The organism is Azospirillum sp. HJ39 (assembly GCF_041507355.1).
Taxonomy (GTDB): domain Bacteria; phylum Pseudomonadota; class Alphaproteobacteria; order Azospirillales; family Azospirillaceae; genus Azospirillum; species Azospirillum thiophilum.
The window spans coordinates 236,552-252,544 of the sequence record NZ_CP167911.1; the positions used below are offsets into that span (position 1 = coordinate 236,552).

At 73.7% G+C, this 15,993-nt stretch carries 11 protein-coding genes; 4 read left to right on the forward strand and 7 right to left on the reverse strand.

From position 1 onward, the window contains the following. Nucleotides 1–85: 85 nt before the first annotated feature. The 6 genes from tagF to ABMY26_RS14605 form a co-directional block, all read right to left on the reverse strand. Complete coding sequence (gene tagF / locus ABMY26_RS14580; protein WP_372397977.1) at nucleotides 86–817, reverse strand: type VI secretion system-associated protein TagF; 732 nt, start codon at nucleotides 815–817, stop codon at nucleotides 86–88. Then, a complete protein-coding gene (gene tssM, locus ABMY26_RS14585) occupies nucleotides 814–2,934 on the reverse strand; it encodes a type VI secretion system membrane subunit TssM (protein WP_372397978.1) in 2,121 nt (706 codons plus the stop codon). The genes tagF and tssM overlap by 4 nt, the downstream gene beginning before the upstream one ends. A 10-nt stretch (nucleotides 2,935–2,944) precedes the next feature. Continuing rightward, a complete protein-coding gene (gene icmH, locus ABMY26_RS14590; protein WP_372397979.1) occupies nucleotides 2,945–4,264 on the reverse strand; it encodes a type IVB secretion system protein IcmH/DotU in 1,320 nt (439 codons plus the stop codon). Between the two features lie 216 nt (nucleotides 4,265–4,480). Then, a complete protein-coding gene (locus ABMY26_RS14595) occupies nucleotides 4,481–6,841 on the reverse strand; it encodes a transglycosylase domain-containing protein (protein ID WP_372397980.1) in 2,361 nt (786 codons plus the stop codon). 224 nt (nucleotides 6,842–7,065) lie between these two features. Then, the gene (locus ABMY26_RS14600; RefSeq protein WP_372397981.1) at nucleotides 7,066–8,571 is read right to left on the reverse strand and encodes an ATP-binding protein; all 1,506 of its coding nucleotides are present in this window, start codon (nucleotides 8,569–8,571) and stop codon (nucleotides 7,066–7,068) included. Beyond that, complete coding sequence (locus ABMY26_RS14605; protein ID WP_045581421.1) at nucleotides 8,568–9,311, reverse strand: response regulator; 744 nt, start codon at nucleotides 9,309–9,311, stop codon at nucleotides 8,568–8,570. The genes ABMY26_RS14600 and ABMY26_RS14605 overlap by 4 nt, the downstream gene beginning before the upstream one ends. 255 nt (nucleotides 9,312–9,566) lie before the next feature. Between ABMY26_RS14605 and ABMY26_RS14610 the strand changes: the two genes are divergently transcribed. The 4 genes from ABMY26_RS14610 to ABMY26_RS14625 all read left to right on the forward strand — a co-directional run bounded on the left by ABMY26_RS14610 (nucleotide 9,567) and on the right by ABMY26_RS14625 (nucleotide 14,760). Continuing rightward, entirely contained in the window at nucleotides 9,567–10,184 is a 618-nt protein-coding gene (locus ABMY26_RS14610) for a Spy/CpxP family protein refolding chaperone (protein WP_372397982.1), read from the forward strand. Between the two features lie 231 nt (nucleotides 10,185–10,415). Beyond that, nucleotides 10,416–12,902 (forward strand): helicase-related protein, encoded by a 2,487-nt coding sequence (locus ABMY26_RS14615; protein ID WP_372397983.1) that lies wholly within the window; start codon nucleotides 10,416–10,418, stop codon nucleotides 12,900–12,902. Nucleotides 12,903–13,094: 192 nt separating this feature from the next. Continuing rightward, entirely contained in the window at nucleotides 13,095–13,535 is a 441-nt protein-coding gene (locus ABMY26_RS14620; RefSeq protein ID WP_372397984.1) for an RNA-binding S4 domain-containing protein, read from the forward strand. Between the two features lie 115 nt (nucleotides 13,536–13,650). Next, nucleotides 13,651–14,760: a Tim44 domain-containing protein gene (locus tag ABMY26_RS14625; RefSeq protein WP_372397985.1), complete on the forward strand. Its 1,110-nt coding sequence runs from the start codon at nucleotides 13,651–13,653 to the stop codon at nucleotides 14,758–14,760. A gap of 94 nt (nucleotides 14,761–14,854) precedes the next feature. Here the strand turns inward: ABMY26_RS14625 and ABMY26_RS14630 are convergent, their stop codons facing one another. Beyond that, the gene (locus ABMY26_RS14630) at nucleotides 14,855–15,922 is read right to left on the reverse strand and encodes an ABC transporter ATP-binding protein (protein ID WP_372397986.1); all 1,068 of its coding nucleotides are present in this window, start codon (nucleotides 15,920–15,922) and stop codon (nucleotides 14,855–14,857) included. Nucleotides 15,923–15,993 lie beyond the last annotated feature (71 nt).

The window sequence follows — 15,993 nt, forward strand, 5'->3', positions numbered from 1 at the left end:
CAATGCCCATCGAACGCGTGACCTGACAGCCCGTTGCGCTGGCCGGCCTCCCTACTCTGGCGGAGGCACTGGCAACACCCCCTCCTTATCCCCCTCGTTCGTCTCCATCCTGCCAGCCCCAGCGGTCCCAGGCGCCGTCTAGGAAGGCGGCGAGGCGGGGGCCGGCGGGCAGGCCCGGGCAGGACAGCAGCGAGGGCGCGACCCGGCCGCCGCCACGGGTCCACCACAGGCTGAAATGCGGCGGCAGCGGCCCGGACAGCCGGCCGATCAGGGCGCGGGTCGCGGCGGACACCCGCTCCGGCTCGGGACGGCCGAGGATCGCCAGCCGGGCCGGCAGCCCCTCGACGTCGGCACCGGCGCGGCAGGCGTCGGCAGCGAGCGCCTCGGCACGGGCGAGCCAGCCGGCGCAGGCGGCGGGAGCGTCGGCAAGCTCGAAGCCGGCCGGCAGCCCGGCGGCGATGGTGAAGGGATAGAGCCGGCCGACCCGGTCGGCGCTCGGCATCAAGACGCCGATCAGGGGGGTGCTGCCGCACAGGCCGGCGGACAGGGCGAAGCGCCAGACCGGCGCCTGCCCGAACAGGCTCTCCCACTCGCCGCCCAGCCGCCGCCCGGCCTCGCCGAGCGCAGCCGACAGCCAACGATCCCAGGGCGACAGCACCGACGCCGGCAGGCCGTGCCCGACGAAATCGCCGCGCGCCGGCAGCTTGCCATGGAATCCGACCACCGGATCGGCGCCCGGCGCCGTGCCGCCGCGTCCCCCCTGCGCCCGCAGCGCGGCGGCGGCCAATCCGCGATAGCTGGCCAAGGCTCCGATCATGGCAGGGAGGCCCGGTCGGATTGGGAGGCGGAGGGCTGGGGGAACTGTTCCAGCACCTCGGTCACGCGGGCGACCAGCGCCTCGTCGGGCGGGACCGGGGCGAAGCCGGCGGCGAAGAGGGCAGCCAGATGGTCGCCCAGCGCCCGCCGCCGCGCCTCGTTGGCCGGGCCGGGCAGCGTGCGCTGCCAGTCGAGCGCCAGCCATTCCGCCAGCGCGCCGGGGTCCATCGGCAGGGTGCCGCCGGCCATGCGGTAGATGCGCAGGGTCTGGCGCAGCTGGTCGGGCAAGGCCCAGTCGGCGCGCAGCCGCTCCTCCAGCCGCAGGGCGATGCGGGCGAGGAACTGGGTGCGCAGGGCGCGGCGGTAGGTCTCCTGCGCCGGGCCGGCGATGCGCCCGCCCTGGTACAGCCCGCCGGCCAGCAGCGGGTCGGCCAAGGCCGGCGCCTCGTCGCCATAGCCGGAGGGCGGGCCGGGAGGCAGGCCGCGCAGCGCGTCGAGCGCCGGCAGGATCAGGGCCGGGTCGGCGTCGTCCACCCGCGCCAGCGACCGCGGCGGCGTGTCGAGCGGGCGCAGCGCCGCCTCCACCGCCGCGGCGCCGGCATCGGCGCGCTCCAGCAGGGCGGCGTTGCCGCGGGCGCTGACCAGCCACCAGCTCCCCACCAGCAGCCCGACCGCCAGGGCGGCGGCGGCCGACAGCGCGGTGCGGCGGCGCCGCGCGCGCTCGACCTTGCGGTCGACCTGGGCGAGATGGGCCTCGGGGAACACCAGATCGGGCAGCAGCCGGTCGAGGAACTGGGTCGGCGGCGGCGCGTCCGCGTCGGGCTCGGCCAGGCCGAGCGGGCCGTCGGTCCGGGTGGCACTGGTCAGGTAGAGGCCGCGCAGCCGCGGCGTCTCCTCGCCCCGCTCGGGGCAGAAGACGGTGTCGACGATGTCGGCCAGCGCCGGCTCCAGCCCGGCGACCTGCAGGGGCAGGGCGAAGGCGGCGGCGCGGCGGCGGATGTCGGGCTCCTGGTGCAGCCGGTCGAGCAACCGCTCGTCCAGCCGGCGCACCAGCCCGGCGTAACGCTCGCGAAAAGCCGGCAGCGGTCCGCCATCCGCCTCCTCCGCCGGCAGGGTCAGGCCCCAGACCTGGGAGCGCGCCTCGCGGTCGAGCGGGTCGAAGAAGGTGTCGAAGCCCTCCAGCAGGTCGGCCTTGGTCAGCAGGACATAGACCGGCAGGCGCAGGCCGAGATGGACGCGCAGCTCGTTCAGGCGCTGGCGGATCAGGATGGCATGGTTGCGCCGCTCGGCATCGCTCCACAGGGCGAGGTCGGGCAGGCTCAGCGTCAGCAGCACGCCGTTGGCCGGCTGGCGCGGCCGGTGCTCCTTCAGCAAATCGAGCAGGCCGGACCACACCCGGCCGTCGACCGCGCGGCGGCTGTCCTGGGTGGTGTAGCGCCCGGCGGTGTCGATCAGCACCGCCCGGTCGGTGAACCACCAGTCGCAGTTGCGGGTGCCGCCCAACCCGGTCATCGGTCCGGTCACCGGGCGGCCAACCGGCTCCGCCGTCCCGCCGCCGGGAGCCGAGGGGGTCAGCCGGGCGTTGGCCAGCGCCGTGGTCTTGCCCGATCCCGGCGCGCCGATCACCAGATACCACGGCAATTGGTAGAGATGGCGCCCGCCCCATCGCCGGCGCAGCCGCGCCAGCACGCTGTCGAGCCGCGCCCGCACCGCGCCGATCTCCTCCAGCGAGGCCTTCAGGTCGGGATCGTGCCGGGCGGCCAGCGCCTCGACCAGCCGGGCATCGGCGGCACGCTCGCGGGCGTCGATGCGGCGGTTGAGGACCAGCCAGCCGGCCAGCGCCAGCAGCAGCGGCAGCAGCCGGACGCTCCAGTCGGCCTGGAGGGTGGGGACGAGATGGGGGACGAGATGGGAAGCGAGCGCCCCGGCCAGACGCGGCAGCAGCAGCCAGCCGGCCAGACCGAGCGCCAGCGCGCCGCCCAGCGACAGCGCCCAGCGGGCGCGGGCCGACCGGGGCGGCGACGGGGCGGGCGCGGCCTTGCGGCGGCGCCCCGCCGCCTTGGCGGTCTTGATGGAGGGCGCCTTGGCGGCGGTCCTGTTCGGGCGGGGGTCGGCCATCGCGGGCGCCCTATTGCGGGTAGAGGCGGATGTCGACCCGCCGGTTGGAGTCGCGGCCGGCGGGCGCGTCGTTCAGCGCCACCGGCTCCTGGTCGCCGCGGCCCTCGGCCGTCAGCCGGGCGGGCGCGACGCTGCGCTCCAGCAGCCGGCGAACCGCCTCGGCCCGCGCCTCGGTCAGGGCCTGCGCGGTGGGGAGCCGGCCGGACGGCGGGGTCTGGTCGTCGGTGTGGGCGACGACGACGACGCTGCCGGGCTCCGCCGCCAGGGTCTGGCCGACCCGCTCGACGATGGCGCGATGGCGGGCCTTCACCGCGTCGGCGCCGGTGGCGAACATCGCGGCGGCGGGGATGCGGATCACCAGGGCGCCGTCCTCCCCGGCCAGCACCTCGACCGCGCCGGTGCGGATCTCGGGCGCCAGCCGGCCGGTGACGCGGGCGATCAGAGCCGGGCCGGCGGTGGGCGGCGGCGGCGGAACGAGGCGGGCGATCTCGATGGGACGGTCGGGCAGCAGGGCTGCGATGCGGGCGGCCACCGGCTCCGCCTGCCGGTCGAGCGTGCCGGCCAGATGGACGTACAGGCCCGACAGGCCGAGCGCCACCGCCGCCCAGACGATCCAGGCCGGCAGCGTGCCGCCCAGCGGCCGGAACCGCCCGCCCGCCCCGGCCCAGGCCGGCGACAGCTCCGCCGCCACCTCGCCGCGGGCGCGGCGCAGGATGCGGTACAGCTCGTCGCGCAGATGGGCGAGGTCGTGGGCGCCGCCGGGCCGGTCGCGGAACCGCCCCTCGAAGCCGAGCGACAGGCAGGCGTAATACAGCTCCAGCGCATGGCGGTGGCGGCGCGGGTCGCCCAGCATGCCGTCCAGCAGGTCGAAGAAGCGGACATCGGCCCCCGGCTCGCCCACCGACGCCCCGCCATGGCCGGCGGCGCGGGCGACGTCGTCCAGCGTGGCGGCGAGCGCGATGCGGGCGGCGCGGAGGTCGGCGGGGTCGATTGGGGCGAGGGTGGCGGGGGCGGGGGCGGTTTCTTCCAGCCCGGCGGCCTCGGCGTCGAACCGCTCCAGCGCCTCGGCGGCGGCGGCGCGGGCGGACCCGGCGGAGGTGGCACCGTCGCGCAGGCCGGCGGCCAGCGCCAGCACCGGGGCGGCGATGCTCAGCAGCGGGTTGAGGGCGTCGCGGTGGCGCGGCTCCAGGGTGGGCCGGGGCTGGTCGGCGGCCGGCAGGGTGTCGGGGGCCAGCGCGGCGGCGAGGCTGGCGGCGAGCGGACGCCGGTCCGATGCCGCCATGTCCGATGCCGCCATCTCCGCTCCGTCCAGTCGCTCGTCGGCCTGCATGTGCTGTCCGCTGTGGGGGAAATCCGGGAGAGGTATAGCAGTGTCGGTGCGGTGGGGGGAACGGGGTGGGCGTGGTCGCTGCGGGTGCCCCCTCCCTAACCCTCCCCCTCTTCGAGGGAGAGGGAACTCCGCCGCTCCGCTGTCCAGCTCCCTCTCCCGCTGATAAGCGGGGGAGGGTTGGGGAGGGGGCCATCGCCAGCCGACGCGCGTCCCCCCCTACCGCCCCCCGGTGTGGTTGTAATCGTACTGCACGCGCGGCGCGCTGCCGATGCCGCCGGAGATCTTCTCGATCAGCGAGCCGATCCCGCCGGCCGGGCGGGCGGCGTCGGCCGAGGCCATCGGAACGCCGGCCGGCATCGCGCCTCCCGGCACCGTAGCTCCCGGCGGCGGGGTCCAGGCCGGGGCGCCGTCCAGGCCGGGCAGCGGACGGGCGGGACGGCCGGCATGGGCGTCGGTCATGAACTCGCGCCACAGCTTCGCCGGCAGGGTGCCGCCGGTGACCTTCCTCATCGCGTCGTTGTTGTCGTTGCCGAGCCAGACCCCGGCGACGAGGTCGGCGGTGAAGCCGACGAACCAGGCGTCGTGATAGTCCTGGGTGGTGCCCGACTTGGCCGCCGCCGGGCGGTTCAGCTTCGCGCCGCGGCCGGTGCCGTAGTCGAGCACCCCGGTCATCATCCGGGAAAGCTGCACCGCATGGGCCGGGTCGACCACCGCGCCGCCGCCGCCGCCCTGGCGCCGGTAGAGCAGGGTGCCGTCGCGGCTCCTGATCTCGGTGATGGCATAGGCCCAGACGGGGGCGCCGCGGTTGGCGATGCCGGCATAGGCGCGCACCAGCTCCAGCGGCGTCACCTCGCTGGTGCCGAGCGCCAGCGACAGATCGCGGGTCATGGGCGAGGAGATGCCGAGGTTCGACGCGATGCGCCGCACCCGGTCGGTGCCGACCCGGTCGATCAGCCGCGCCGTCGCGGTGTTGGAGGAATGGGCCAGCGCCGCGGCCAGCGTGATGCTGCCGCGGTACTTGCCGTCGTAATTGCCGGGGCTCCAGGTGCCGAGCTGGACCGGCGCATCCTCGATCAGGCTGTCGGGGCTCCAGCCGGCCTCCAGCGCCGCCAGATAGACGAAGGGCTTGAAGGCGGAGCCCGGCTGGCGCAGCGCCTGGGTGGCGCGGTTGAACTCGCTGCCGTCATAGTCGCGGCCGCCGACCAGCGCCCGGACCGCGCCGTCCGGGCTCATGGCGACCAGCGCGCCCTGATGGACGTTGGCGGCGGCGCCGGGACCGGCCAGCAGCGCCTCCAGCCTTTGTTCGGCGGCGCGCTGCATCTTCAGGTCCAGCGTGGTGCGGACGATGACGTCGCCATGGTCGGGACCGGCGAAGCCCGGCACCAGGTCGGTGACCCAATCGGCGAAATAGCGGCCGTCGCCGCCCGGCTTGCGCTTGGGCGACGGCTTGGCGTTGCGCGCGGCGTCATGCTGCGCCTGGGTGAGGTAGCCGGCATCCAGCATCGCCGCCATCACCACCCGCGCCCGCTCCGCCGATTCGTCGGGGTTGGAGCTGGGGGCGTAGCGCGACGGCGCCTTCAGCAGGCCGGCCAGCACCGCCGATTCGCGGATGTCGACCTCGGTCGCCGGCTTGCCGAAATAGGTGCGGGCGGCGGCGTCCACCCCGAAGGTGCCGGCGCCGAGATAGACGCGGTTCAGGTAGGCGGTGAGGATCTGGTCCTTGGTGAAGCGGCTCTCCAGCCACAGCGACAGCATCGCCTCCTGGATCTTGCGCTTGAGCGACTTCTCGGACGTCAGGAACAGGTTCTTGGCGAGCTGCTGGGTGATGGTCGAGCCGCCCTGCACCGCGCGGCCCGACCGCCAGTTGACATAGACGGCGCGGGCAAGACCCAGCGGGTCGATGCCGAAATGGCTATAGAAGCGGCGGTCCTCGATCGCCAGCACGGCGTCGACCAGATGCGGCGGCAGGTCGCGCACGCTGAGCGTCGTGCCGTGCAGGTCGCCGAAGCGGGCGAACTCGCTGCCGTCGGCGGCCAGCACGGTGATGGAGGCCCGCCGCTCGAACTGCGCCACCTTGGAGATGTCCGGCAGGTCGAGCGCGAACCAGGCCAGCACCGTCCCCAGCCCGATCCCGCACCAGATCGCCGCGACCAGCCCCCACTGCACCAGGCGGTTGAGCCGGCCGGCGCCCTTGCGGGGCGGCGGGGCGGATTTGGAGGGCTGTGCCGGGGTGGATCTGGTTGGGGCGGATTTGGAGACGGCGGCTTTGGACGCGCTAGCTTTGGGCAAGGAGATCCTTGGAAGGGTGAAGGAGGGCAGCGGGAAGGACGGCAGCCAGCGGCGGCGCGGGCGGCGGGGCGGCTTGTAGGGAGTCGGCGGCGGGGCGGCGGAGGGAGGCTGCTGCCGGCGGGGCGGCGTGCCGCGGCCGAGCACCCTGGCGGCAAGCGCCCTGACGATCGGGGCGACCGACAGGGCGTCGAGCGGCGACGGGTCGTCGCGGGTGCGGATCGGGCGCGGGCCGGCATGGAGCTGGCCCGTCCTGGGATCCGTCTGGTGATCCGGTCGGTGTGCGGTCACGGCGCGCTCGCGAAGCCCTGTCAGGTTCGATGTCACGGGACGGAGGACCATCCCCGCAACGGACCTAATACGCTGGCGCCGCCCTCTCCGAAAGACCGGCGGCGGCCCGGCGAAGATTTGTCCCGCGACCGTGGCGAAAGAATGACTCTCTCCACACTTGCGGGGGAGGCGGTTTCCCCCCTCTCCCCCCGGGGAGAGGGGATCTGTCCTCGAGGGGGCGCGCGTTACAGCGGCAGCGTCGCGGTGGCGCGCAGGCCGCCGCCGCTGCGGTTGGACAGGGTCACGTCGCCGCCATGGCCGCGGACGACGCTGCGCGCGGTGGACAGCCCGAGCCCGACCCCGCCGGTGTCGCGCGAGCGCGAGCGCTCCAGCCGGTAGAAGGGGGCGAAGACCTTCTCGAACTCCGCCTCCGGGATGCCGGGGCCGTCGTCGTCGATGTGGATCAGGGCTTGGCGGGCCTGGCCGGCAGCGGAACCGGCCCCCTCGGTCCCGCCCTCCAGCCGGACGGTGAAGCCGCCGCCATACTTGATGGCATTGTCCATCAGGTTGGCCAGCGCCCGGCGCAGCGCCACCGGGCGGCCCTCCGCAACCATGTGGGCGGGGCCGTCATAGACGGCGCGGTGGCCGGCATCCACGCGGTCGTCGCACAGGCTCTGCAGCAGGTCGGCGAGGTCGAAGCGGCCGCGCGGCTCGCGCTGGGCGTCGTCGCGGGCGAAGGCCAGCGTGGCCGAGATCATCGCCTCCATCTCGTCCAGGTCGGCCAGCATCCGCCGCTGCATCTCCGGATCGTCGACCAGCTCGGCGCGCAGCCGCAGCCGGGTGATCGGCGTGCGCAGGTCGTGGCCGATCGCCGCCAGCATCTGGGTGCGGTCGGCGACGAAACGGGTCAGCCGCGCCTGCATCCGGTTGAAGGCGCGGGTGGCGGCGCGCAGCTCCGACGGGCCCTCCTCCGGCAGCGGGTCGGCCTCGCCGGCGACGCTGAGCCGCTCGGCGGCGGCGGCGAAGCCGGCGAGCGGCGCCGTCACCCGGCGGGCGGCGAGCAGCGACACCAGCAGGATCACCGCCAGGATCGCCCCCATCCACAGGATGAAGCGGACGATGCCGAAGGGACCGGCCAGCGGGTCGCCGCCGGTGAAGCTGAGCCACGACCCGTCGTCGAGCCGCACCGACAGCCGGACATGCGGCCCCCAGCGCCGGTTGTCGTCGCCGGCGAAGGGCGGGTGCGGCGGCCGGTCGTCGTCGTCGCGGGGCGGGCGCTGGATCTCCACCAGGATGTCGCGGCCGGGGCTGTCCAGCTGGTCGCGCAGCCGGCGCTTCAGCCCGTCGAACCGGCCGCCGGCAAGGCTCTGCCGCGCCAGCGGCGGCGGCTGGTCTGGGCGCCATTCGACGCGCAGCACCGGATCGTCGATGGCGCGCACCACCCGGCCGCGGCCGGCGGGCGGCGTGCTCTCCACCAGCTGGACGATGGCGGTGATGCGCTGGATAAGCACGTTCGGACCGTGGATCGGCGGCCCTTCGCTGCGGTCGGTCAGATAGACCAGCGCGCTGATCGCCTGGGTCAGCAGCAGCGCCAGCACGACCGTCAGCGCGATCCGCGTGGCGAGGCTGTCGGGAAAGCGGAAGCGCAGGCGGCGGAAGGCGCGGTGGAAGGCGCGGCGCCGGGCCGTCCTGGATGTGGCGGCGGCCGGGGCGGCGCTCTCCTGCGGCACGGTCCCCTGTGGCGCTGTCATGGCGCCGGCCCGCCGCCGGACACCGACGGGGTGAAGAGGTAGCCGCCGCCGCGCACCGTCTTGATCAGGGTCGGTTCCGCCGGGTCGGGCTCGATCTTGCGGCGCAGCCGGCTGACCTGCACGTCGATGGAGCGGTCGAACGGCACCGCCGAGCGGCCGCGCGCCAGGTCGAGCAGCTGGTCGCGGGTCAGCACCCGCTGCGGATGCTCGACGAAGGCGACCAGCAGGTCGTATTCGCCGGCCGACAGCTGGACCAGCACCCCGTCGGACGAGCGCAGCTCGCGCCGGGTGACGTCGAGCGACCAGCCCTCGAAGCGCAGCACCGTGCCGGCGGCGGCAGGCGCGCCGGCGACCGGCGGGGCGGAAACCCGGCGCAGCACCGCCTTGATCCGGGCCAGCAGCTCGCGCGGGCTGAAGGGCTTCGCCAGATAATCGTCGGCGCCCATCTCCAGCCCGACGATGCGGTCGGTCTCCTCCCCCATGGCGGTCAGCATGATGACCGGGGTCTGGGCGGTCTGCGGCGCGGCGCGCAGGCGGCGGCACAGCGACAGCCCGTCCTCCCCCGGCAGCATGAGGTCGAGCACGATCAGGTCGACGCGGGCGCCGTCGAGCGTGCGCATCATCTCCGCCCCGTCCCTGACCCCGGTGACACGGAAGCCGTGCCGGGTCAGGAACTGGGCGACGAGGGAGCGGATTTCGCGGTCGTCGTCGACGACGAGGAGGTGGGGCGTGCGGTCCATGGCACCCATGATCGGGCGGAGCGGCCCGGGGGTGAAGGGGAAATGTGTAACGCCCGGTTACGGAGGGCCGGGCGGTTACACTCTGTTACCAAATCACCGGTTTGCGGACATTCGACCGCAACGTCCGGCGCCCATTGTCTGGTCATCGAACAACGGCGGGACAACGACGGGGCAACGCCCTCCGGGAAGTCCCAACGGAATAAGCCCCCTCCATCCGGGGTTTAGAGATCATCAACACACCGAGGAGTCGATACCATGAAACGCGCCCTTCTGACGTCCGCCCTGCTGGTCGCCGGCCTCGGCGTGGCCGTTCCGGTCTTCGCCCAGGGTGGCCCGGCCGGTGGTCCGGCCGGTGGTCCGCCTCCGGGCGGCCCCGGCGGTCCCGATCGCCACTTCGCCCGCATGTGCGAGGACCAGGAGGCCCGTCTGGCCGGCAAGCTGGCCTATGCGGAGAAGAAGCTGAACATCACCGAGCAGCAGCGCGCCGCCTGGACCAAGTTCGCCGACGCCTCCCGCTCCAGCCTGAAGCCGACGCAGGATCTGTGCGTGAAGTTCAAGGATCTGCCGCGTCCGGCGGCCCTGCCCCAGCGGCTTGAGCGCGCCGAGCAGATGATGCAGGCCCACCTGCAGCAGCTCCAGACCGTCCGCCCGGCCCTGACCGACCTCTACGCCCAGCTGACGCCCGACCAGCAGAAGCAGGCCGACCGCATGCTGAACCAGGGGCCGGGCGGCCATATGGGTAAGCATATGGGCGGCCACCATGGCGGCCCCGGCGGCTGGGACAACGACGGCCCGGGCAGGGGGCCGGGGATGGGTCCGGGGATGGGGCCGAAGGGTCCGGCGCCGGCACCGCAGGAGCAGCCCAAGGGCTGACGTAGAAGACAGGCTCACCGGCGGCCGTTCCAAGCCCCCCAACGCTAGGCCGCTGTGAGACCAGGGCCGCCGAACCCCCATTCGGCGGCCCTGGCCGTTTTCGGGATGCGGCACCGACAAGCCACCGCTTGCATTGCGGCCCGGCGCACCCCAAAGCTTAGCCCCATGATTTCGTCTGCGGCTTCGGCCTCTCACGCTTCGGCGGGCGGCGGTCTCGGGCGCGGGGGCCGTGTGGTCGCCGTGCTGGGTCCGACCAACACCGGCAAGACCTATCTGGCGATCGAGCGCATGCTCGGCCACCGGTCCGGCATGATCGGCTTTCCCCTGCGCCTGCTGGCGCGGGAGAATTACGACCGCATCGTCAGGATCAAGGGACGGAACGCGGTCGCGCTGGTGACGGGGGAGGAGAAGATCCTGCCCCCCAACCCCTCATATTGGGTCTGCACCGTCGAATCGATGCCGCTGGACCGCGCAGTCGATTTCCTGGCGGTCGACGAGATCCAGCTCTGCGCCGATCCCGAGCGCGGCCACATCTTCACCGACCGGCTGCTGAACGCCCGCGGCATGGTCGAGACCATGGTGCTGGGATCCGATTCGATGCAGCCGATGATCCGCCGGCTGGTGCCGAAGGCGGAGTTCGTCAGCCGGCCGCGCTTCTCCCAGCTGACCTATGCCGGCTACAAGAAATTGACGCGGCTGCCGCCGCGCTCGGCGGTGATCGCCTTCTCCGCCACCGACGTCTATGCCATCGCCGAGATGCTGCGCCGCCAGTGCGGCGGCACCGCGGTGGTGCTGGGCGCGCTCAGCCCGCGCACGCGCAACGCCCAGGTCGGGCTCTACCAGGCGGGCGAGGTCGATTACCTGGTGGCGACCGACGCCATCGGCATGGGGCTGAACATGGACGTCGACCATGTCGCCTTCGCCCGCATCGTCAAGTTCGACGGCTTCGCCCCGCGCCGGCTTCGCCCCGCCGAGGTGGCGCAGATCGCCGGCCGCGCCGGCCGCCACATGCGCGACGGCACCTTCGGCACCACCGACGAGGTGGGGGAGCTGGATGCCGAGCTGGTCAGCCGCGTCGAGAACCACGAGTTCGAGACGGTCAAGGCGCTGTCCTGGCGCAACAGCAACCTGCGTTTCGACACGCCGGGCTTCCTGCTGAAGTCGCTGGAGGAGCGGGCGCCGATCCAGGAGCTGAGCCGGGTGCGCGAGGCCGACGACCATCTGGCGCTGCAGGCGCTGGTGCGCGACGCCGAGATCCTCGATCTGGCCAAGGGCCGCGACGCCGTGCGGCTGCTGTGGGAGGTCTGCCAGGTCCCCGACTTCCGCAAGGTGCTGTCCGACGCCCACACCCGGCTGCTCGGGCAGATCTTCCGCAGCCTGCGCGGCCCCACGCGCCGGCTGGACGACGATTGGGTCGCCAGGCAGATCGCCCGGCTCGACCGGACCGAGGGCGACATCGACGCGCTGGTTGCCCGCATCGCCCATATCCGCACCTGGACCTACATCTCCAACCGGCCGAGCTGGCTGAAGGACCCGCTGCACTGGCAGGAGCGCACCCGCGCCATCGAGGACCGGCTGTCCGACGCCCTGCACGAGCGGCTGACCCAGCGCTTCATCGACCGCCGCTCGGCGACGCTGGCCCGCACGCTGAAGGACGGGCGCTCGCTGCTGGGCGGCGTGCGCGCCGACGGCGAGGTGGTGGTGGAGGGCCATGTCGTCGGCCGGCTGGAGGGCTTCCGCTTCGTCCCCGACGCCCCCGACCGCTCCGACGAGGCGAAGTCGCTGCTGACCGCCGCCCGCCGGGCGCTGCGCGACGAGCTGGCCAAGCGGCTGCGCGCCTTCGAGGCGGAACCGGACGACGCGTTCACGCTGGGGCCGGACGGGGTGCTGAGCGTGGCCGGCGAGGCGGGCGGCTTGCCAATGGCGCGGCTGGCCGCCGGCCCGTCGGTGCTGGCGCCGCTGGTGGTGCCCTTCGACGACGGCATGCTGGATCAGGCCCAGCGCGAGCGGGTGCGGGCGCGGCTCGACCGCTGGCTGAAGGGCCACATCGCCGGGCGGCTGAAACCGCTGTTCGCGCTGTCCGGCGTGGAGGGGTTGTCGGGGGCCGGGCGCGGGCTGGCCTTCCAGCTGGTCGAGGGGCTGGGGGTGCTGCCGCGCGGGCCCGTCGCCGCGATGGTCGAGCGGCTGGAGCGCGAGGACCGCAAGGCGCTGACCGGGCTGGGCGTCCGGCTCGGCGTGTCGCATCTGTATCTGACGGCGCTGGCCAAGCCGGCGGCGGTGAGCCTGCGCGCCCTGCTGTGGGCGGTGGCCAAGGGCCATCCGCTGCCGGTCCCGGTGCCGCCGCCCGGCCGGGTGTCGGTCGAGGCGGCCCCGGTGAAGGAGGGCGGCGCGCCGCCGGCCTTCTGGGAGGCGATCGGCTATCCGCTGGCGGGCGGGCGGGCGCTGCGCGTCGACATGCTCGACCGGCTGGAAACCGAGCTGCTGACCGCGGCCAAGGCGAATGCGCCGGTCCGCGAGGTGGCCCTCGGCCAGCGCGTCGGCCTGTCGGCGGAGGAGCTGGGGGCGGTGCTGGGCGGGCTCGGCTATGTCCGGATGGTGGCGGAGGACGGCGCGGTGAGCTGGAAGCGCAAACGGCCGCCGGGACCGCGGACCAGGCGCGAGACGCCGACCAACGAGGACCACCCCTTCGCCAAGCTGCGGCAGCTGTCAGGGATGTGAGGGGGCTGGGGCCGGTTGCCCCCTCCCCAACCCTCCCCCGCAATCGGACGGACCTCCGGTCCGCCGAGAGCGGGAGAGGGAGCAAGTGCCGGAGTGGCGGCAGTTCCCTCTCCCACCGCAGGTGGGGGAGGGGTAGGGAGGGGGCATGACGACCTCGCACATCATGAACGCAACCAACGGACGGAAACGCCCATGAGCAACACCGGCAGCAACACCGACGACAGCGACGACAGCACCCCCGGCCGGCTGCGGATCGACAAGTGGCTGTGGTACGCGCGGTTCTTCAAGACGCGCAGCCTCGCGGCCAAGCTGTGCAACGGCGGCGGCCTGCGGCTGTCGGGCACGCCGGTGACCAAGGCCCATGCGGCGGTGAAGCCCGGCGACGTGCTGACCTTCGCCCAGGGGCGGCACATCCGGATCATAAAAGTCGTGGCGCTGGGCAGCCGGCGCGGGCCGGCGCCGGAAGCCCAGGCGTTGTACAAGGATCTCGCCCCGCCGGTGGCGGAGGAGCGCTTGCAGGATCCCTACCGCGCGCCGTTCCAGCAGCCGGGCGCCGGCCGTCCGACCAAGCGCGACCGCCGGGCGATCGACGCGCTGCAGGGCGACGGGATGATGCAAAGTGAGACCGATTAGGCCGTGATGCGGATAATCGCTCGAAAAAAGTGAGACCGCCTCTTAAACGGAGGCCGGACCACCCCCACTTGGAAAGGCTGGAAAAACCGACCAGATGCGACGAGCGAGCACGATCATGAGCGAGAAGACCCGACCTTCGAGCCTTTCCGCCACCTCCAAGACGAAACGAGGCGCCCGGGCGGCGACCGCCGTGGCGGTAGCGCTGGTGATGGCGCTGGCCGCCGGCACCGCCGACGCCCGCGCCGGCAAGAGCAGCTCTTCCGGCAGCCGCGGCAGCCGCACCACCGAGGCTCCGGCCGCCACCAGCACCGCCCCCAACGCGGTGTCGCCGATGGAGCGCTCCGCCGCCCCGGCGGCTGCGCCCGGCGTGCAGCGTCCCGGCGCCGCGGCCAATGCCCCGGCGGCGGCCCCGTCGCGCGGCTTCTTCGGCGGCGGCTTCATGGGCGGCGTGATGGGCGGCCTGATCGGCGCCGGCATCGGTGCGATGCTGTTCGGCGGCGGCTTCTTCGAGGGGCTGGGCAGCTTCGCCGGCATCCTGGGCTTCATCCTCCAGATCCTGCTGGTCGTCTTCCTGGTCCGGCTGGCCATGCGCTTCTTCCGCAACCGCTCGCAGACCGCGAACACCGCGCCGGCCGGCGGCCCGCTGGGCGGCAACCCGCTCGGCGGCAACCAGCCGGCCTATGCCGGCGGCCCGCTGAACCGCGATGCGGCCGACGTCCGTCACAACCCGATGGGCAATGGCCCGCTTGGCGGTGGCATGGGCGGCGGCATGGGCGGCGGTTCGGCCGGTCCGGCCCAGCGCCGTCAGGCGTCGGACGAGATCGGCATCCAGCCGGCCGACTTCGAGGCGTTCGAGCGGCTGCTCGTCACCGTCCAGACCGCCTACGGGCGTGAGGATGTCGATGCGCTGCGCGCCGCCACGACGCCGGAGATGCTGTCCTACTTCACCGACGACCTGACCGAGAACCGCAACCGCGGCGTGGTCAACAAGATCGGCGACGTCCGCCTGCTCCAGGGCGACCTCGCCGAGGGCTGGCGCGAGGGGGTGCAGGAATACGCCACCGTCGCCATCCGCTTCTCGCTGATCGACAGCACGGTCGAGCGCGCCAGCGGCCGGGTGGTCGACGGCAACCCGACCCAGCCGGTCGAGGCGACCGAGCTGTGGACCTTCGTCCGCCCGCGCGGCGGCCAGTGGCAGCTGTCGGCGATCCAGCAGGCGAACTGACCGTCTCCTCCGCCCTGAAACGCGAAACGCCCCGGCCGGTCGGCCGGGGCGTTTTCGTTTGCGCGGAAGGCGGGGAGGGAAGGGGGGAGAGGGGTCAGCCGGCCGGCAGGGCGACCGCGTCGGCGGCGCGGAAGCCGAGGGTGACGGTCTCGCCGGGGACGAAGGCCGGCTCCTGGCCCAGATGCGGCATCTGCACCGTCAACCCGCCATCGAGGAAGGCGTTGACGAAGGCGCCCTCGAAGTCGCTGTGGCTGACACGGGCGATCAGGCTGTTGTCGTTGCCGCCCGCCCCCGGACGTTCCGGGGCCAGCCGTTCCGGCCGGACGAACAGGGTGGCGCGGTCGCCCGCCGCCAGCCCGCGCGGGTTGCGCCCGCGCAGGCGGCCGAATTCGGTGTCGACCACCGCCCAGCCCTCCGCCGCCTCCGCCACCGGGCCGGCGAAGCGGTTCGATTCGCCGACGAAGGACGCGACGAAGGCGGTTTCCGGATGGTCGTAGATGGTCTTGCCGTCGCCGACCTGTTCCAGCACGCCGCGCGACATCACGCCGATCCGGTCGGACATGGTCAGCGCCTCGCCCTGGTCGTGGGTGATGTAGATGAAGGTGACGCCGGTGCGCTTCTGCAGCTCGCGCAGCTCGGCCCGCATGTGCTGGCGCAGCTTGAGGTCGAGCGCCGACAGCGGCTCGTCCAGCAGCAGCACCGCCGGCTCCACCGCCAGCGCGCGGGCGATGGCGATGCGCTGGCGCTGGCCGCCGGACAGGTCGGTCACCCGCTTGTTCGCCGCATCGGGCAGCGCCACCAGCTCCAGCAGTTCGGCGACGCGGCGCTTTCGGTCGGCAGACGGCACGCCGCGCACCTCCAGCCCGAAGCCGATGTTGTCCGCCACCGTCATCAGCGGGAACAGGGCGAGGTTCTGGAAGATCAGCGCGGTCGGGCGTTTGTTCGGCCCGATCCCGCGCATGTCGGCGCCGCCGATGCGGACGGCGCCCGAGGTCGGCTCCATGAAGCCGGAAACCATGCGCAGGATGGTGGTCTTGCCGCAGCCCGACGGCCCGAGGAAGCTGAAGAACTCCCCGGCCCGGATGGTCAGCGACACGTCGCGCACGGCCACCGTGTCGCCGAAGCGCATGGTGACATGGTCGAGTTGGACGTCTTGGCTCATGGGGCCTGCCGGAATGGGGATTATCCCCCTCTCCCGCCCCGGGAGAGGGAGGGGCCCGCCGCAGGCGGGAG

Excerpts from the sequence above, each read along its gene's own strand:
- ABMY26_RS14630 (WP_372397986.1), bottom strand. The coding sequence starts at position 15,922 with ATGAGCCAAGACGTCCAACTCGACCATGTCACCATGCGCTTCGGCGAC.
- ABMY26_RS14625 (WP_372397985.1), top strand. The coding sequence starts at position 13,651 with ATGAGCGAGAAGACCCGACCTTCGAGCCTTTCCGCCACCTCCAAGACG.
- tagF (WP_372397977.1), bottom strand. The coding sequence starts at position 817 with ATGATCGGAGCCTTGGCCAGCTATCGCGGATTGGCCGCCGCCGCGCTG.
- ABMY26_RS14620 (WP_372397984.1), top strand. The coding sequence starts at position 13,095 with ATGAGCAACACCGGCAGCAACACCGACGACAGCGACGACAGCACCCCC.
- ABMY26_RS14600 (WP_372397981.1), bottom strand. The coding sequence starts at position 8,571 with ATGACAGCGCCACAGGGGACCGTGCCGCAGGAGAGCGCCGCCCCGGCC.
- ABMY26_RS14605 (WP_045581421.1), bottom strand. The coding sequence starts at position 9,311 with ATGGACCGCACGCCCCACCTCCTCGTCGTCGACGACGACCGCGAAATC.
- icmH (WP_372397979.1), bottom strand. The coding sequence starts at position 4,264 with ATGCAGGCCGACGAGCGACTGGACGGAGCGGAGATGGCGGCATCGGAC.
- tssM (WP_372397978.1), bottom strand. The coding sequence starts at position 2,934 with ATGGCCGACCCCCGCCCGAACAGGACCGCCGCCAAGGCGCCCTCCATC.
- ABMY26_RS14610 (WP_372397982.1), top strand. The coding sequence starts at position 9,567 with ATGAAACGCGCCCTTCTGACGTCCGCCCTGCTGGTCGCCGGCCTCGGC.